Origin of the sequence: Rhizobium sp. GCM10022189, assembly GCF_042656325.1 — a bacterium.
In the GTDB taxonomy this organism is placed as follows: Bacteria; Pseudomonadota; Alphaproteobacteria; order Rhizobiales; family Rhizobiaceae; genus Rhizobium.
The window spans coordinates 343,607-358,107 of record NZ_JBHSOR010000004.1 but is presented as its reverse complement, the minus strand read 5'-3'; the positions used below and the strand labels follow the sequence as shown (position 1 = coordinate 358,107).

Genomic DNA, 14,501 nt, shown 5'->3' with positions numbered 1-14,501 from the left:
CGTCTTCGCCGCCGCTCCAACAATGCAATCGCCATACGGAGACGGGGCCAGGCCCCGTTTCCTGAAGCGGCTCTAAGCGACCTTGTCCCACACCGGCGCCAGCCCTTCCGGACTGACGATACGGCCTTCGGGCCTCGCCAGCGCATGGATTGCCGCCATTTCGTCGGACGACAGCTCGAAATCGAAGACTGCCGCATTCTCCTTCGCGCGGTTTTCCGAAACCGTCTTGGAGAGCGCGATCACGCCCTGCTGCACGATCCAGCGCAGCACGACCTGCGCAACCGACTTGCCATGCCGGGCGGCAATCGCCGTCAACACCGCGTCGTCGAACACCTTGCCGTCCGCCATGGCGTAGTAGGCCGTCACCGACATATCGAGCTGCTTTGCGGCGCGCAGAACCGGCGTCTGGTCGATATAGGGATGGTATTCCACCTGGTTCGTGACGATCGGCTGACTGCTGAGCGCCACGGCCTGCCGCATCAGGTCGGTGTTGAAGTTCGACACGCCGATGTGACGCACCTTTCCCGCCTTGGCGACTTCGTTCAGCGCGCCGATCTGCTCGGCAAGCGGCACGGCTTCGTTCGGCCAGTGAAGCAGCAGCAGGTCGACATAATCCGTCTTCAGCTTCTTCAGGCTCTCATCGACCGAAGCGAGGAAAGCATCGTGCCTGTAGTTTTCCACCCAGACCTTCGTGGTCAGGAAGATATCGCTGCGGGCGACACCCGAACGGCGTATCCCCTCGCCGACATCGGCCTCGTTGCCGTAGATCTGCGCCGTATCGATATGACGATAACCGCTGGCAAGCACATGCGAGACCATGCGTTCGGCATCCGGTCCCGGCACGCGGAAGGTGCCGAAACCGAGGGCGGGGATGGAGGCGCCGTTGGCGCTGATGAATGTCATGTCTTTATCCTTTCGAGAGGGAGAATTCAGGCGGCAGTTCCGGCAACGGCTGCGGCCGGGACGGAGCGGCGGTCAAGCGCGCCGCTCCTTATGGTGAGGCCAAGGGCGACGGTGACGAGACCCGCGGCAACGAACGGAGTGGCGCCCAGGCCGAATCGGGATTCGACCACCAGACCGCCGATCCAGGCACCCATGGCAATGCCGAGGTTGAAGGCGGCGATATTGAGCGCCGAGGCGACATCGACCGCATTCGGCCGCAGCTGGCGCGCCAGCTGCACGACGTAGAGCTGCAGGCCGGGAACATTGGCAAAGGACAGGAAGCCGAGGACCGCGAGCGTGGGGATGGTCAGCCAGGGCGAGACGGCGGTGAAGCCGAAAAGCACAAGCACAAGCGTCTGGGCGATGAACAGGAAGGTCAGCGCCTTGACGGGATCGCGGTTGGAGATGCGCCCGCCGACGACGTTGCCGACAGCGATCGCCACGCCATAGAGCATGAGGATCAGACCGACGGCGGAGGAGGCAAAACCGGTGATCTGCTCGAGGATCGGCGCAAGGAAGGTGAAGGCGACGAAAGTGCCGCCGTATCCGAGCGCCGTCATCGCATAGACGAGCAGCAGCCGGCCCGTGGCAAGCACGCGGATCTGTTCGCCGATACCGGCAGGCGGAGCCTTCTTGAGATTGGACGGCAGCAGCAAGGCAATGCCTGCGAAGGCAACGACACCGAGGCCGGCAACGACGGCAAAGGTTGTGCGCCAGCCGAAGGTCTGGCCGATGAAGGTGCCGAGCGGCACGCCGGTCACGATGGCGACCGTCAGCCCCATGAACATCATGGCGATGGCCGACGCGCGGCGGTTTTCCGGCACCAGATCGGCAGCGATCGTCGAGCCGACGGAGAAGAAGACGCCATGCGAAAAAGCCGAGACGACGCGCGCAATCAGCAGCACTTCATAACCGGGGCTGAGCGCGGCGATGATATGGCCGACGATGAAGAGCGCCATCAGCCCGAGCAGAAGCGGCTTGCGCTCGATCCGTCCGGTCAGTGCCGTCAGGATAGGCGCGCCGAAGGTGACGCCAAGCGCATAGACGCTGACGATGAGGCCGGCGAGCGGCAGGGTGATGTGGAGGTCGTTGGCAACCGTCGGCAGCAGGCCGACGATGACGAATTCCGTCGTGCCGATCGCATAGGCTGCGATCGTCAACGCAAAGAGAGCAAGTGGCATGAGAGTGACCCGATGGTTTGGTTCTTGTTCGGGCCGGAATATGGGCGTGGCGCACTTGCTCGATAATCACCTATAATGGCTCAACAGTTGTGAATTCAATTCAAGATGGGAAACGGATGGACAACCGGATCGGCGAGATGGATGTTTTTGTGCAGGTGGCCGCGCTCAGGAGCTTTTCGGCCGCCGGTCGCAAGCTCAAGCTCTCGCCCTCCGCCGTCAGCAAGCTCGTCACCCGGCTGGAGGACCGACTTGGCACGCGTTTGCTGGTGCGCACCACCCGCGCCCTGCAACTGACGCCCGAAGGGGAAATTTATCTCGAACGTTCCCGCCGCATCCTCGCCGACATCGAGGAGACGGAACGTGCGGTTTCGGCCGGCGGCACGACGGCAGCGCGCGGGCGCCTGCGTGTCAGCGCCTCCGTCGCCTTCGGCGTGCGCTACATCGTGCCGCTGGTGCCGGATTTCCTCAAACTCTATCCGGAAGTCGATCTCGACCTCGCCCTCAGCGACGGCATCATAGACATTGTTGGCGAGCGCGCCGATATCGCCATCCGCTCTGGCGCCCTGCGCGACTCCTCGCTGAAGGCTCGCAAGCTGCTCGAAAGCCGCCGCGTCATCGTCGCCTCCCCCGACTATCTGAAAAGAGCAGGCATGCCGGAAAGCCCCGAGGATCTCGACCGCCACAACTGCCTTACCTTCAGCTTCCGTTCGACCGCGGAAGAATGGCCGTTTCGTGATCCCGGGAATGGCGACCGTTTTTCGAGACCCGTCTTCGGCAATCTCGAAACCAACAACGGACCGACCGCGCGTAGTCTCTGCATCGCCGGTCTCGGCCTCGCCCGCGTCGGCCAGTTCCATGTGCAGCCGGATATCGATGCCGGAACGCTGGTACCCGTGCTGGAAGCCTATAACGCCGAGGATATCGAACTCATCCACGCCGTGTATCCCGGTCACGAGCATCTTGCCGCCCGCATTCGCGCCTTCATCGATTTCCTGGTCAGAAACATCAGATAAAGAGGCCGGGACAGCGAACCGCCGTCATCGCCCCGTCATGGGCCAAGCATAACGAGCGCTTCATGCCGATAGAAATTCATCCGCCACGACAGAGCTGGCTCGACGACTTCGCAGACCTGAAGCAGGCCATCTTGCGCGCCGCGCCCGCTGGCGCAACGATCCACCACATCGGTTCTACCGCAGTGCCCGGCCTCGCAGCGAAGGACATCATCGATATTCAGGTCAGCGTCGATACGCTTGACCTGGTCGATGAAACGGCGTTTGAGCGCGAAGGGTTCAAAAGCCGCTCGATCGTGGCGGATCATTGCCCGCCCGGTCTCGATCTGGCCGAAAACGAGTTGAGGAAGCGCTACTTCAAAAGCACCGGCCGCCCTGCGAACATCCACGTTCGGGAAAAGGGGCGCTTCAATCAGCGCTACGCGCTCCTCTGCCGGGACTTCCTGCGCGCCCATGCGACGGCTGCCGCCGCCTACGGGCTGATCAAACAGCGCCTCGCCGGCTTCTTTCCCGACAATGCCGATGCCTATTACGACATCAAGGATCCGGTCTTCGATATCATCATGGACGGCGCCTACGATTGGGCAAGGCTTACCGGATGGATGGAACCACCGGGCGACTGAGAACAAAGCCTTTTGGGGAGACGTGCCCGGCCGATTGAAAAGAACCGGGCCGAAACGAGAGAAGTGCGATCCATGACAACCGGTGGAAACTTTCGATCCTGGGCGCCTACGAAAGTAGGTGGGCGCCGTGTGTCCAGACCCACGAGCCCGGACAGGGACAGCTCCCTAAGGATCGGGTATGGCCCCGAGGATTCATTTGTTCCTGTCGAGAAGCACAGACCGCGACCGCGAATATAGGGGCATTTATCTCGCCGCACCAGTGGGGCAGCGGTGCTGTCTCAAATTAATTAAGCTCGGCGGGCGCACGGCCGTTGAGCTTGTCGGTAATGCCCTGAATTCGGCTGGTCACTTCCGAAAGCGCCGCCGCAATGCCCTCTTCGGTGCGCGCGGTGGCGGCAAGCACGGTGTCCCGGTTGCTGCGCAGCGTCTCCAGCTCGGATTCCAGCCCGGCGACGCGCCGCGTCAGCTCCGAAATCTCGTCCATCACCATGATACCGGCCATCACGGTGATCCTGAGATCGCCGATTTCGCCGAACTGCCCCTTGAGATGGCCGACATAGCGGTCGAAGCGGGTCGCAAGGTCGGTCAGGTGATCTTCCTGCCCTTCTTCGCAGGCCATGCGATAGGCCTTGCCGTCGATCGTCACCGTTACCTGCGCCATGTCTTCCAAGTCCTCTTAGCGGTCAAGCACCGCGCGGATCGTTTCCATCGCCGTCACGAGCCGGCGCGAAACCTCGCGATTGACCTCTTCCAGACGGTTTGCGCGGAACTCGGCCTGGTCGAGCTCCTGGGCAAGGCGTGAACGGTCGGCATGGACGCGACGAACCTCGCCCTCGATCTCGCCCTGCTCGCGCTGGCGCTCGATACGCATGTCGACGGCGTTCTCGAGGCCTGAGATTGCCTGTTTGAGCTCCGTAAGCGCAGCTTCGATGGTTTTGCCGTTGGGCGTCATGTCTTTCCGGTTCCCCGCGCAAGACCCGCGAATCGGCCCCTGCTGCCGATCCTGTATTTTCAAAAGGATATGCAGCTAGGCTGGAACACGTCAATAAAGCCGCCCTGCCCGCACCCGCCCTATTCTGTGGATGAGCGATTTACATAAGTCCGTCACACAAAATTCGTCTTTTGTAAAACTTGACGGTCAAATGTCAAAAATCGTCGCACCCGGCCTCGAAACGGCTTCCATTTTGTTGACTTGGCCGTTCCAACTGCTATGTCTCGACCGCTCTCTTTGATGGTCTTGGCAGGCTCGAGGCCATCCCCAACCCGGAACCAGCGGAAAAGCCATGACCTCACGCGAACAAAACGACCGGATGGCGAATGCGATCCGTTTCCTCTCCATGGATGCTGTCGAAAAGGCGAATTCCGGCCACCCGGGCATGCCGATGGGCATGGCGGATGTGGCAACGGTCCTCTTCACCAAATATCTCCGCTTCGACCCCAAGAAGCCGCATTGGCCGAACCGCGACCGCTTCGTGCTCTCTGCCGGCCACGGATCGATGCTGCTCTATTCGCTGCTCTATCTGACCGGCTATCCGGACATGTCCATCGAGGACCTGAAGCAGTTCCGCCAGCTCGGCTCCAAGACCGCCGGCCATCCGGAATATGGTCATGCCACCGGCATCGAAACCACCACCGGCCCGCTCGGCCAGGGCATTGCCAATGCCGTCGGCATGGCGATTGCAGAACGCAAGCTGCGCGAGGAATTCGGTCGGGAACTGCAGGATCACTATACCTACGTCATCAACGGCGACGGCTGCCTGATGGAAGGCATCAGCCATGAGGCGATCGCGCTTGCCGGCCACCTGAAGCTGAACAAGCTGATCCTTTTCTGGGACAACAACTCGATCACCATCGACGGCGCCGTCTCGCTGTCGGACTCGACCGACCAGATCGCCCGTTTCAAGGCCGTTCACTGGAACACGATCGAGATCGACGGTCACGACCAGGCCGCCATCGCCGAGGCGATCGAAGCCGCCCACAAGTCCGACCGCCCGACCTTCATCGCCTGCAAGACCGTCATCGGCTTCGGCGCTCCGAACAAGCAGGGCACCCACAAGGTGCACGGCAATCCGCTCGGCGCCGACGAAATCGCCGCTACCCGCAAGGCGCTGAACTGGGATTACGAGCCCTTCGTCGTCCCGTCCGACGTGCTCGATGCATGGCGCGCCGCCGGCACCCGCTCTGACAATATCGTCAAGGCCTGGGAAGAAACGCTTGCCAAGTCGCCGGCCAAGGCCGAGTTCACCCGTCGTTTCGCCGGCGACCTGCCGGAAGGCTTCGACAAGGCCATCGACGACTACAAGAAGAAGCTTGCCGAAACCAAGCCGACAATCGCCTCCCGCAAGGCATCCGAAGATGCACTCGAAGTCATCAACGGCTTCGTGCCGGAAACGCTCGGCGGCTCTGCCGACCTGACGCCGTCGAACAACACCAAGACCAGCCAGATGCATTCGATCACGCCGACGGATTTCGCCGGCCGCTACATGCACTGGGGTATCCGCGAACACGGCATGGCCTCTGCCATGAACGGTATCGCGCTGCACGGTGGCCTCATCCCCTACGGCGGCGGCTTCCTGATCTTCTCGGACTATTGCCGTCCGCCGATCCGCCTTGCCGCGCTCATGGGCATCCGCGTCATCCACGTGCTCACCCACGATTCGATCGGCGTCGGCGAAGACGGCCCGACCCATCAGCCGGTCGAGCAGATCGCCGGCCTGCGCGCCGTGCCGAACCTGCATGTGTTCCGCCCGGCGGATGCGGTTGAAACCGCCGAGTGCTGGCAGATCGCCATGAAGAGCAAGGATCATCCGTCCGCTCTGGCACTGACGCGCCAGAACCTGACGACGGTCCGCACCGAATATAATGAGAAGAACCTCTGCGAACTCGGCGCCTATACGCTGGCCGGCAATGCCGACGCCAAGGTCACGATCTTCGCCTCCGGTTCGGAAGTGGAACTCGCCGTTGCCGCCCGCGCAACGCTGGAAGGCAAGGGTGTCAGCACCCGCGTCGTCTCCGTTCCCTGCACGGAACTCTTCTTCGAGCAGCCGGAAGCCTATCGCAAGGACGTCATCGGCAACTCGCCGGTCAAGATCGCCGTCGAAGCGGCGGTTCGCGAGGGCTGGGATGCCTTCATCGGCCCGGAAGGTACTTTCATCGGTATGAAGGGCTTCGGCGCCTCCGGTCCGGCCAAGAAGGTCTTCGAGCATTTCGGCATCACTGCCGACGCCGTCGTCGCCGCGGCGGAAGCCAAGCTCTAAGGGGAGTGCCTTCGGGCACTTCCTCAACTACTATCCGCAATCCCAATCTCTAGGGAGTGAATGAACATGACAGTCAAGGTTGCCATCAACGGTTTCGGGCGTATCGGCCGCAACGTTCTTCGCGCCATCGTTGAATCCGGCCGCACCGACATCGAAGTCGTCGCCATCAACGACCTCGGCCCGGTCGAAACCAACGCCCACCTGCTCCGTTACGATTCCATCCATGGCCGCTTCCCGGCGACCGTGAAGGTTGAAGGCGACACGATCATCGTCGGCAACGGCAAGCCGATCAAGGTCACGGCCATCAAGGATCCGGCAACGCTTCCCCACAAGGAGCTGGGCGTCGATATCGCCATGGAATGCACCGGCATCTTCACCGCCCGCGACAAGGCGGCCGCTCACCTGACGGCCGGCGCCAAGCGCGTTATCGTTTCGGCTCCCGCCGACGGCGCTGACCTGACGGTCGTCTTCGGCGTCAACCATAACCAGCTCACCAAGGAGCACATGGTCATCTCCAACGCTTCCTGCACCACCAACTGCCTGGTGCCGGTCGTGAAGGTTCTCGACGACGCCGTCGGCATCGACCACGGCTTCATGACGACCATCCACTCCTACACCAACGACCAGCCGTCGCTCGACCAGATGCACAAGGATCTGTACCGCGCCCGCGCTGCCGCTCTCTCGATGATCCCGACGTCGACGGGTGCTGCCAAGGCTGTCGGCCTCGTCCTGCCGCACCTGAAGGGCAAGCTCGACGGCACCTCGATCCGCGTTCCGACCCCGAACGTCTCGGTCGTCGACTTCAAGTTCGTTGCCAAGAAGGCCACGACGGTTGCCGAAATCAACGAAGCCATCAAGGCCGCGTCCAACGGCGCGCTGAAGGGTGTTCTCGGTTACACCGAGGAGCCGCTGGTTTCGCGTGACTTCAACCACGACAACCACTCCTCGATCTTCGCGATCGACCAGACCAAGGTGATGGAAGGCAATTTCGTTCGTATCCTCACCTGGTACGACAACGAATGGGGCTTCTCCAACCGCATGGCCGACACGGCCGTGGCCTTCGCAAAGCTCATCTGAGCCCAAGGCGCAGAGATCGGGAAAACGGCTCGGGAAACCGGGCCGTTTTCGTTTCCGGCGATCGGGAAGATGGAGAGCATGGCACAATTGACCATCCGCGAAGCGACCGTCGATGACGCAGAGGAACTCTGCGGGCTTATCAATGAGATCATCGAAGCCGGCGGCACGACTGCTATCGAGGAACCCCTTTCCCCCGAACTGTTGGCCGACTGGTTCATATCGGGCGAATTCGCCCTCATCTGCCATGTGGCGCAGGCAGGCTCCGGGCTTGCCGGCTTTCAGTCTCTCAGCCTCTACGGCGATCTGCCGGAGGCGTGGGCCGATATCGCGACCTTCGCGCGGCTGAACCCGAAGATCCCCGGCGTCGGCACCGCGCTGTTTGCCGCAACACTTGCCGCCGCCAGGAAGCGCAAGATCGACATCATCAACGCGACCATCCGCGCCGACAATACCGGCGGACTGGCCTATTACGAGAAAATGGGCTTCCGCACCTATAACACGCTCGAGAAAGTGCCCCTCAGGGACGGGACGCCGGTTGACCGGATCCAGAAGCAATATCAGGTCAAGGAAGATCGAAGCGGCCGCTAACGGCCTCATCAACAAAAAGTGTGGCGCGGCCTCTGTCTGCCCTGCTCTCGCCTGATTTGCTTATACATTCTTTATACAGACTTTTTCCCGTAGCATTCTTCACTGGTCCCAAGCCCAAGGACCGTCCAGCAGCATGATGCAGCAATGCAGCCGAGGTTAAGCCGCGAGGCCTACCCTTCTGCCGTATTTTGCCGTTTACTGATAGATCGCGCTGGACGTGGGGGCATGGAACAGCCGGGGCAGCTGCGGAATGGCGTGATGAAGCGAAAGGGGTGGGCATGGAAGCGTTTTATATCGTGGTGCTGGTCGCGACGGCGCTCGTGCTTCTTGCAGCCTTTTCCAGCCTGCTGGCCTTCCGCTTCGGCGCTCCCCTCCTTCTGCTCTTCCTGATGATCGGGCTTGCCGCCGGCGTCGACGGTCTCGGCATCGAATTCAGCAACAACTATCTCGCCTATATTCTGGGCTCCATCGCGCTTGCGATCATCCTGTTCGATTCCGGTTTCGGCACGCCGATGCAGGCCTTCCGCATCGCCGCGATACCGTCACTGACGCTCGCCTCGATCGGTGTGCTTCTGACCGCGGCACTCTTCGCCTTCGCCGCCCGCTGGCTGCTCGACTTCACCTGGCTCGAAGGCATGCTGCTCGGCTCGATCGTCGCCTCCACCGATGCCGCCGCCGTCTTCTTCCTGCTGCGCATCGGCGGCATCAATATCAGGGACAAGGTGCGCTCCACGCTGGAAGTCGAATCCGGCACCAACGATCCGATGGCAATTTTCCTGACCATCGCCCTGGTCGAGGTTCTCGCGAGCGGCGAACGTTATGCCGGCATCAATATCGGCATGCTGGCCATGTTCATCCAGCAGATGGGCCTTGGCGTCATCCTCGGCCTGCTCGGCGGCATGATGATCGTGCTCATCGCCGGCCGGCTGGAAACGGATCGCGGCCTCACACCGATTTTCGTGCTGGCACTCGCCCTTCTCGTCTTCTCCTTCACCGGCGCTGTCGGCGGCAGCGGCTTCCTTGCGGTCTATGTCGCCGGCATCTATGCCGGGAACCGCAAGATGCAGGCGATCGGCACCATCAGGCGTTTTCAGGACGGCATGACCTGGCTTGCCCAGATCATAATGTTCCTCGTGCTCGGCCTGCTGGCGACGCCCTCGCAGTTTCCCGTCATCATCGTGCCGGCGGTCCTGCTCGCCCTGTTCCTGATCTTCGTCGCCCGGCCGCTCGCCGTCTGGCTGTCTCTGCTGCCTTTCGATTATACGCAGCAGGAAATCGGCTTTGTCGCCTGGGTCGGCCTGCGCGGTGCCGTCTCGATCCTGCTCGCCATCATGCCGATCCTCGGCGGGCTGGAGCATAGCCAGATCTATTTCAACACCGCCTTCATCATCGTGCTCGTTTCGCTGCTCGTGCAGGGCTGGACGATCAAACCGGTCGCCAAGCGCCTCGGCCTCATCATCCCGCCGCGCATCGGCGCAGTCGACAAAGTCGAGGTCGACCTGCCGGGTGCGGCCAATCACGAACTGCTCTCCTACCGCGTCATAAAGGACAGTCCGATCCTTCGCGGCGAGCGCATCCCGCGTTGGGCCACCCCTTCGCTGGTGATCCGCGACGGCAAGTCGATGCGTTACCAATATGCCGGTCGCCTGCGGGAGAACGACCTCGTCTACCTCTTCATCGCGCCCAGCTATTCGCGTCTGCTCGACCGCATCTTCGCCAGCCGCGCGCCTGTCGACGAGGATGACGCCGAATTCTTCGGCGCCTTCGCGCTGTCGCCTGCCCGCCCGGCGGCCGATCTCGATGCCGCCTATGGTCCGGGCCTTCTCAACGAATCCGAGAAGGGCCTGACGATTGCCGAACTGATGAAACAGCGCCTCGGCGGCAAGGCCGATTATGCCGATCGCGTCCGTCTCGGCTCGCTCATCCTCATCGTCCGCGACCTCGACGACCAGGACCACATCACCTCCGTCGGCATGTCGCTGGAGGCCGTGGAACCGGCCATCACGCTGCCGATCTTCATCAATCTGCGCGAGATTATCCAGCGCACGCGCGACCGTATGAAGGGGCGCAAAAAACACGAGGCAGCCGCGGCGGAAAGCACTGCCGGACGTGACGAAAGCCCACGCTAAAACGACGGCCGACTGCCTTGCGTCTCCCTCGATCCTTGCTATGGTCGGCCAACTTTCGCCAACCACGAACGGATCTTCCCATGGCAGCTTTCAAGACCCTCGACGACCTCAACGACATCGCCGGCAAGCGCGTTCTCGTCCGCGTCGATCTCAACGTCCCGGTCAAGGACGGCAAGGTTACGGATACGACACGCATCGAGCGCGTCGCGCCGACGATCCTTGAACTGTCGAAAAAGGGCGCCAAGGTCATCCTGCTTGCCCATTTCGGTCGCCCGAAGGATGGCCCTTCGGCAGAGTTCTCGCTTTCGCTGATCGCTCCGTCGGTTGAGGCAGTCCTCGACCACGCGGTCCTGACCGCCTCCGACTGCATCGGCGATGCAGCAGCCACCGCTGTCGCCAGGATGAACGACGGCGATATCCTGCTTCTGGAAAACACCCGCTTCCACAAGGGAGAGGAAAAGAACGATCCTGAATTCACCAAGGCGCTTGCCGCCAACGGCGATCTCTATGTGAACGACGCCTTCTCGGCGGCTCACCGCGCCCATTCCTCCACCGAAGGCCTTGCCCATCACCTGCCGGCCTATGCCGGCCGCACCATGCAGGCCGAGCTCGAAGCGCTGGAAAAGGGCCTCGGCAACCCGGCCCGTCCGGTCGTCGCAATCGTCGGCGGCGCCAAGGTTTCGACCAAGATCGATCTCCTGATGAACCTCGTGAAGAAGGTGGATGCTCTCGTCATCGGCGGCGGCATGGCCAATACCTTCATCGCCGCCCGCGGCACCAATGTCGGCAAGTCGCTCTGCGAGCATGATCTCGCCGATACCGCCAAGCAGATCATGATCGAAGCCGCGACCGCCGGCTGCGCGATCGTCCTGCCGGAAGACGGCATCGTCGCGCGCGAATTCAAGGCCGGGGCCGCCAACGAGATCGTCTCCATCGAAGCCATTCCGGCCGATGCCATGGTCCTCGATGTGGGCCCGAAGTCGGTCGATTCCGTCAAGGCCTGGATCGAACGCGCCACGACGCTCGTCTGGAACGGTCCGCTCGGCGCCTTTGAAATCGAGCCTTTCGACGCGGCGACCGTTGCCGCCGCAAAATATGCAGCCGAACGCACCAAGGCCGGCAAGCTCACCTCGGTCGCAGGCGGCGGTGATACGGTCTCGGCGCTGAACCATGCCGGCGTTGCCGAAGAGTTTACCTACGTCTCGACGGCAGGCGGCGCCTTCCTTGAATGGATGGAAGGCAAGGAACTGCCGGGAGTGGCCGTTCTCTCCCGATAATCGATCGGTCGATTAACCAGATATTCCAGCAGGATAGACCGCGGAGGCGAACGCTTCCGCGGTCTTTTGCTCAAACGGAGAAAAAATTCCCAAACTTTCAAACGATTGAAATCATTTCAATCGTTTCAATGACTTAGCCCGCTCTTTTTTCTGCCTATAAACTTCTGTTATCCGAGTTCTATATTATCAATTCTGCCGGATTTCATTGTGGAGAGAACGAGATGAGCGAACGACTGGAAGACATTGCAGTGAAGATGGTTGCTGGCGGTCGGGGCCTGCTTGCCGCCGATGAATCGACCTCCACCATCAAGAAGCGTTTCGATGCGATCAATCTTGAATCGACCGAAACCAGCCGCCGCGACTATCGCGAGATGCTCTTCCGGTCGGAAGACGCGATGAAGAAGTATATTTCCGGCGTCATCCTCTATGAGGAGACCCTGTACCAGAAGGCGGCCGACGGCACGCCTTTCGTCGACATCATCAAGGCCGCCGGCAGCATTCCGGGCATCAAGGTCGATACCGGCGCCAAGCCGATGGCCAAGTTCCCGGGTGAAACCGTCACCGAAGGCCTCGACGGTCTCGCAGACCGCCTTGCCAAATATTACGAAGCCGGTGCCCGCTTTGCCAAGTGGCGCGGCGTCATCGCCATTTCCGGGACCCTGCCGAGCCGCGGCTCCGTTCGCGCCAACGCCCAGGCACTTGCCCGTTATGCCGCGCTCTGCCAGGAAGCCAAGATCGTGCCGATCGTCGAGCCTGAATGCCTGATGGACGGCAAGCCGGGCGACCACAATATCGACCGCTGCGCCGAAGTCACCGAATCCACGCTGCGCATCGTGTTCGAGGAACTGGCCGATGCCCGTGTCAGCCTCGAAGGCATGATCCTGAAGCCCAACATGGTCATCGACGGCAAGAACGCCCGCAAGGCCTCCGTCGCCGAAGTCGCCGAACGCACCGTTCAGGTCCTGAAGCGCACGGTTCCGTCAGCCGTCCCGGGCATCGCCTTCCTCTCCGGCGGCCAGACGACGGAAGAGGCGACCGCCCATCTTTCGGCGATCAATTCCGGCTACGACCTGCCCTGGTTCGTCACCTTCTCCTATGGCCGCGCCCTGCAGGACAGCGCGCTCAAGGCCTGGAACGGCAAGCAGGAAAATGTCGCCGCCGGTCAGCGCGAATTTGCGCACCGCGCCGAAATGAACAGCCTCGCCGCCAAGGGCAGCTGGAAGGCCGAGCTCGAAAAGGCCGCATAAGCCTTTTGACGATTGAAAGATGATGCGGGCGGCGAACACCTTCGCCGCCCGTTTTTGTGCTGCCACTGCCGCCAAGCCGATTTGTCATGGCGACAAGATAATTCTTCGCTGCAACCGCCAGCCTCGCTAATCATGGCGCGCCAACCGCTGGAGCCGCCATGAACAGCCTGTCCTACGTCACCGTCGATGTCTTTACCTCAACCCGCTTCGAGGGCAATCCGCTCGCGGTCATGAGCGACGCCAGGGGCATCAGCGACGCGGCGATGCAGAAGATCGCCGCCGAATTCGGCTATTCCGAAGTCACTTTCGTGCTGCCGCCCGAGAATCCCGAAAACACGGCAAGGGTGCGCATCTTCACACCGACGATGGAAGTGCCTTTCGCCGGTCATCCCAATGTCGGCACCGCCTATGTAATCGCGCGGCAGGGAGAGCTTTTCGGCCGCCCCGTCGGCGATACGCTGCGCTTCGAGGAGAAGGCCGGCCTTGTGGAAGTCGCCCTGCAGCGCAGCGAAGGCCGCGTTGTCGCAGCGACGATCCGCGCTCCGCGGCCGCTTGAAATAGAAGGCACGATACCGGATACCGTGATCGCCGGTTGCGTCTCCATCGATCCCGGCTCGATTTGCAAGAAGACCCATGCCCCTGTCTTCGTCTCCGTCGGCCTGAAATTTGCCGTTGCCGAGCTTGAAAGCCTGGAGGCCCTGGCCGCGGCAAGCCCCAATCTCAACGGCTTCCAGGACGCGGCAAGGACGACAGCCGGCAGTCATGATTTCTCCCTGTTCCTCTACGTTCGCCCTGCCGCCACCCCATGGAAGATCCGCGCCCGCATGTTCGCGCCGCTGGATAACGTCATCGAAGACCCTGCGACCGGCAGCGCATCGGCGGCCCTTTCCGCCTATCTCGTCTCGCTGCTGCCGGAGACGGACATCAGCCAGCACGTGACGATCGAGCAGGGCGTCGAAATGGGCCGGCGCAGCATCATCGAGCTCGATGTCGTCAAGAAGGCCGGTACAGTCACCGACGTGACGATCTCGGGAAGCTGCGTGCCGGTCATGAAAGGCGAGATCCTCCTGCAGGACTGAACCCGCCTGGAGCAGGTTGCGCAAAGGCGTTCGGCGGTCTTGCGAGCGACATGCAAAACAAGGCCCAAGCGTGGCAAGCGGATCTGAAAGA

13 protein-coding genes and 1 other RNA gene are annotated in these 14,501 nt (G+C 61.9%); 9 read left to right on the top strand and 5 right to left on the bottom strand.

The genetic code is table 11. The features are described from left to right. Positions 1–72: 72 nt before the first annotated feature. Positions 73–903, bottom strand: a complete 831-nt coding sequence (locus ACFPWW_RS06120) for an aldo/keto reductase (RefSeq protein ID WP_377310985.1) — start codon at positions 901–903, stop codon at positions 73–75. 26 nt (positions 904–929) lie between these two features. After that, a complete protein-coding gene (locus tag ACFPWW_RS06115; protein ID WP_377310983.1) occupies positions 930–2,123 on the bottom strand; it encodes an MFS transporter in 1,194 nt (397 codons plus the stop codon). A 116-nt stretch (positions 2,124–2,239) separates the two neighbouring features. On the opposite strand from ACFPWW_RS06115, the gene ACFPWW_RS06110 reads away from it, so the two are divergent. Together ACFPWW_RS06110 and ACFPWW_RS06105 are read left to right on the top strand one after the other, a co-directional pair. Then, positions 2,240–3,136, top strand: coding sequence for a LysR family transcriptional regulator (locus ACFPWW_RS06110; protein WP_112563909.1), 897 nt, complete (start codon positions 2,240–2,242; stop codon positions 3,134–3,136). A gap of 62 nt (positions 3,137–3,198) precedes the next feature. After that, the gene (locus tag ACFPWW_RS06105; RefSeq protein WP_377310980.1) at positions 3,199–3,756 is read left to right on the top strand and encodes a GrpB family protein; all 558 of its coding nucleotides are present in this window, start codon (positions 3,199–3,201) and stop codon (positions 3,754–3,756) included. A gap of 63 nt (positions 3,757–3,819) precedes the next feature. Here the strand turns inward: ACFPWW_RS06105 and ssrS are convergent. The 3 genes from ssrS to ACFPWW_RS06090 all read right to left on the bottom strand — a co-directional run bounded on the left by ssrS (position 3,820) and on the right by ACFPWW_RS06090 (position 4,708). Further along, positions 3,820–3,980, bottom strand: a non-coding RNA gene (ssrS, locus tag ACFPWW_RS06100) — 6S RNA. 59 nt (positions 3,981–4,039) lie between these two features. Beyond that, the gene (locus ACFPWW_RS06095; protein WP_112563905.1) at positions 4,040–4,417 is read right to left on the bottom strand and encodes a cell division protein ZapA; all 378 of its coding nucleotides are present in this window, start codon (positions 4,415–4,417) and stop codon (positions 4,040–4,042) included. Positions 4,418–4,432: 15 nt separating this feature from the next. Next, positions 4,433–4,708: a DUF4164 domain-containing protein gene (locus ACFPWW_RS06090; protein WP_007826550.1), complete on the bottom strand. Its 276-nt coding sequence runs from the start codon at positions 4,706–4,708 to the stop codon at positions 4,433–4,435. A 331-nt stretch (positions 4,709–5,039) separates the two neighbouring features. Here ACFPWW_RS06090 and tkt point away from each other — a divergent pair, with 331 nt between their 5' ends. The 7 genes from tkt (at position 5,040) to ACFPWW_RS06055 (ending at position 14,410) form a co-directional block, all read left to right on the top strand. Further along, positions 5,040–7,013 carry a transketolase gene (gene tkt, locus ACFPWW_RS06085; protein WP_377310977.1) on the top strand — a complete coding sequence of 658 codons (1,974 nt, stop codon included), beginning with the start codon at positions 5,040–5,042 and terminating at the stop codon, positions 7,011–7,013. Between the two features lie 66 nt (positions 7,014–7,079). Then, positions 7,080–8,090, top strand: coding sequence for a type I glyceraldehyde-3-phosphate dehydrogenase (gene gap / locus ACFPWW_RS06080; protein ID WP_112564127.1), 1,011 nt, complete (start codon positions 7,080–7,082; stop codon positions 8,088–8,090). Positions 8,091–8,177: 87 nt separating this feature from the next. Next, on the top strand, positions 8,178–8,678 hold the full coding sequence (locus ACFPWW_RS06075) for a GNAT family N-acetyltransferase (protein ID WP_377311084.1): 501 nt from the start codon (positions 8,178–8,180) through the stop codon (positions 8,676–8,678). 278 nt (positions 8,679–8,956) lie between these two features. Beyond that, complete coding sequence (locus tag ACFPWW_RS06070; protein WP_112563899.1) at positions 8,957–10,807, top strand: potassium/proton antiporter; 1,851 nt, start codon at positions 8,957–8,959, stop codon at positions 10,805–10,807. Between the two features lie 80 nt (positions 10,808–10,887). Beyond that, complete coding sequence (locus tag ACFPWW_RS06065) at positions 10,888–12,084, top strand: phosphoglycerate kinase (RefSeq protein WP_113499995.1); 1,197 nt, start codon at positions 10,888–10,890, stop codon at positions 12,082–12,084. A 221-nt stretch (positions 12,085–12,305) separates the two neighbouring features. Next, positions 12,306–13,331, top strand: coding sequence for a class I fructose-bisphosphate aldolase (locus ACFPWW_RS06060; RefSeq protein ID WP_112563895.1), 1,026 nt, complete (start codon positions 12,306–12,308; stop codon positions 13,329–13,331). A 158-nt stretch (positions 13,332–13,489) separates the two neighbouring features. Continuing rightward, positions 13,490–14,410 carry a PhzF family phenazine biosynthesis protein gene (locus ACFPWW_RS06055; protein ID WP_377310974.1) on the top strand — a complete coding sequence of 307 codons (921 nt, stop codon included), beginning with the start codon at positions 13,490–13,492 and terminating at the stop codon, positions 14,408–14,410. Positions 14,411–14,501 lie beyond the last annotated feature (91 nt).

What these genes read in the sequence shown, in the direction of transcription:
- ACFPWW_RS06110 (WP_112563909.1), top strand. Translation starts at nt 2,240, where the DNA reads ATGGACAACCGGATCGGCGAGATGGATGTTTTTGTGCAGGTGGCCGCG.
- ACFPWW_RS06105 (WP_377310980.1), top strand. Translation starts at nt 3,199, where the DNA reads ATGCCGATAGAAATTCATCCGCCACGACAGAGCTGGCTCGACGACTTC.
- ACFPWW_RS06090 (WP_007826550.1), bottom strand. Translation starts at nt 4,708, where the DNA reads ATGACGCCCAACGGCAAAACCATCGAAGCTGCGCTTACGGAGCTCAAA.
- ACFPWW_RS06120 (WP_377310985.1), bottom strand. Translation starts at nt 903, where the DNA reads ATGACATTCATCAGCGCCAACGGCGCCTCCATCCCCGCCCTCGGTTTC.
- ACFPWW_RS06095 (WP_112563905.1), bottom strand. Translation starts at nt 4,417, where the DNA reads ATGGCGCAGGTAACGGTGACGATCGACGGCAAGGCCTATCGCATGGCC.
- ACFPWW_RS06065 (WP_113499995.1), top strand. Translation starts at nt 10,888, where the DNA reads ATGGCAGCTTTCAAGACCCTCGACGACCTCAACGACATCGCCGGCAAG.
- ACFPWW_RS06060 (WP_112563895.1), top strand. Translation starts at nt 12,306, where the DNA reads ATGAGCGAACGACTGGAAGACATTGCAGTGAAGATGGTTGCTGGCGGT.
- gap (WP_112564127.1), top strand. Translation starts at nt 7,080, where the DNA reads ATGACAGTCAAGGTTGCCATCAACGGTTTCGGGCGTATCGGCCGCAAC.
- ACFPWW_RS06070 (WP_112563899.1), top strand. Translation starts at nt 8,957, where the DNA reads ATGGAAGCGTTTTATATCGTGGTGCTGGTCGCGACGGCGCTCGTGCTT.
- tkt (WP_377310977.1), top strand. Translation starts at nt 5,040, where the DNA reads ATGACCTCACGCGAACAAAACGACCGGATGGCGAATGCGATCCGTTTC.
- ACFPWW_RS06055 (WP_377310974.1), top strand. Translation starts at nt 13,490, where the DNA reads ATGAACAGCCTGTCCTACGTCACCGTCGATGTCTTTACCTCAACCCGC.
- ACFPWW_RS06115 (WP_377310983.1), bottom strand. Translation starts at nt 2,123, where the DNA reads ATGCCACTTGCTCTCTTTGCGTTGACGATCGCAGCCTATGCGATCGGC.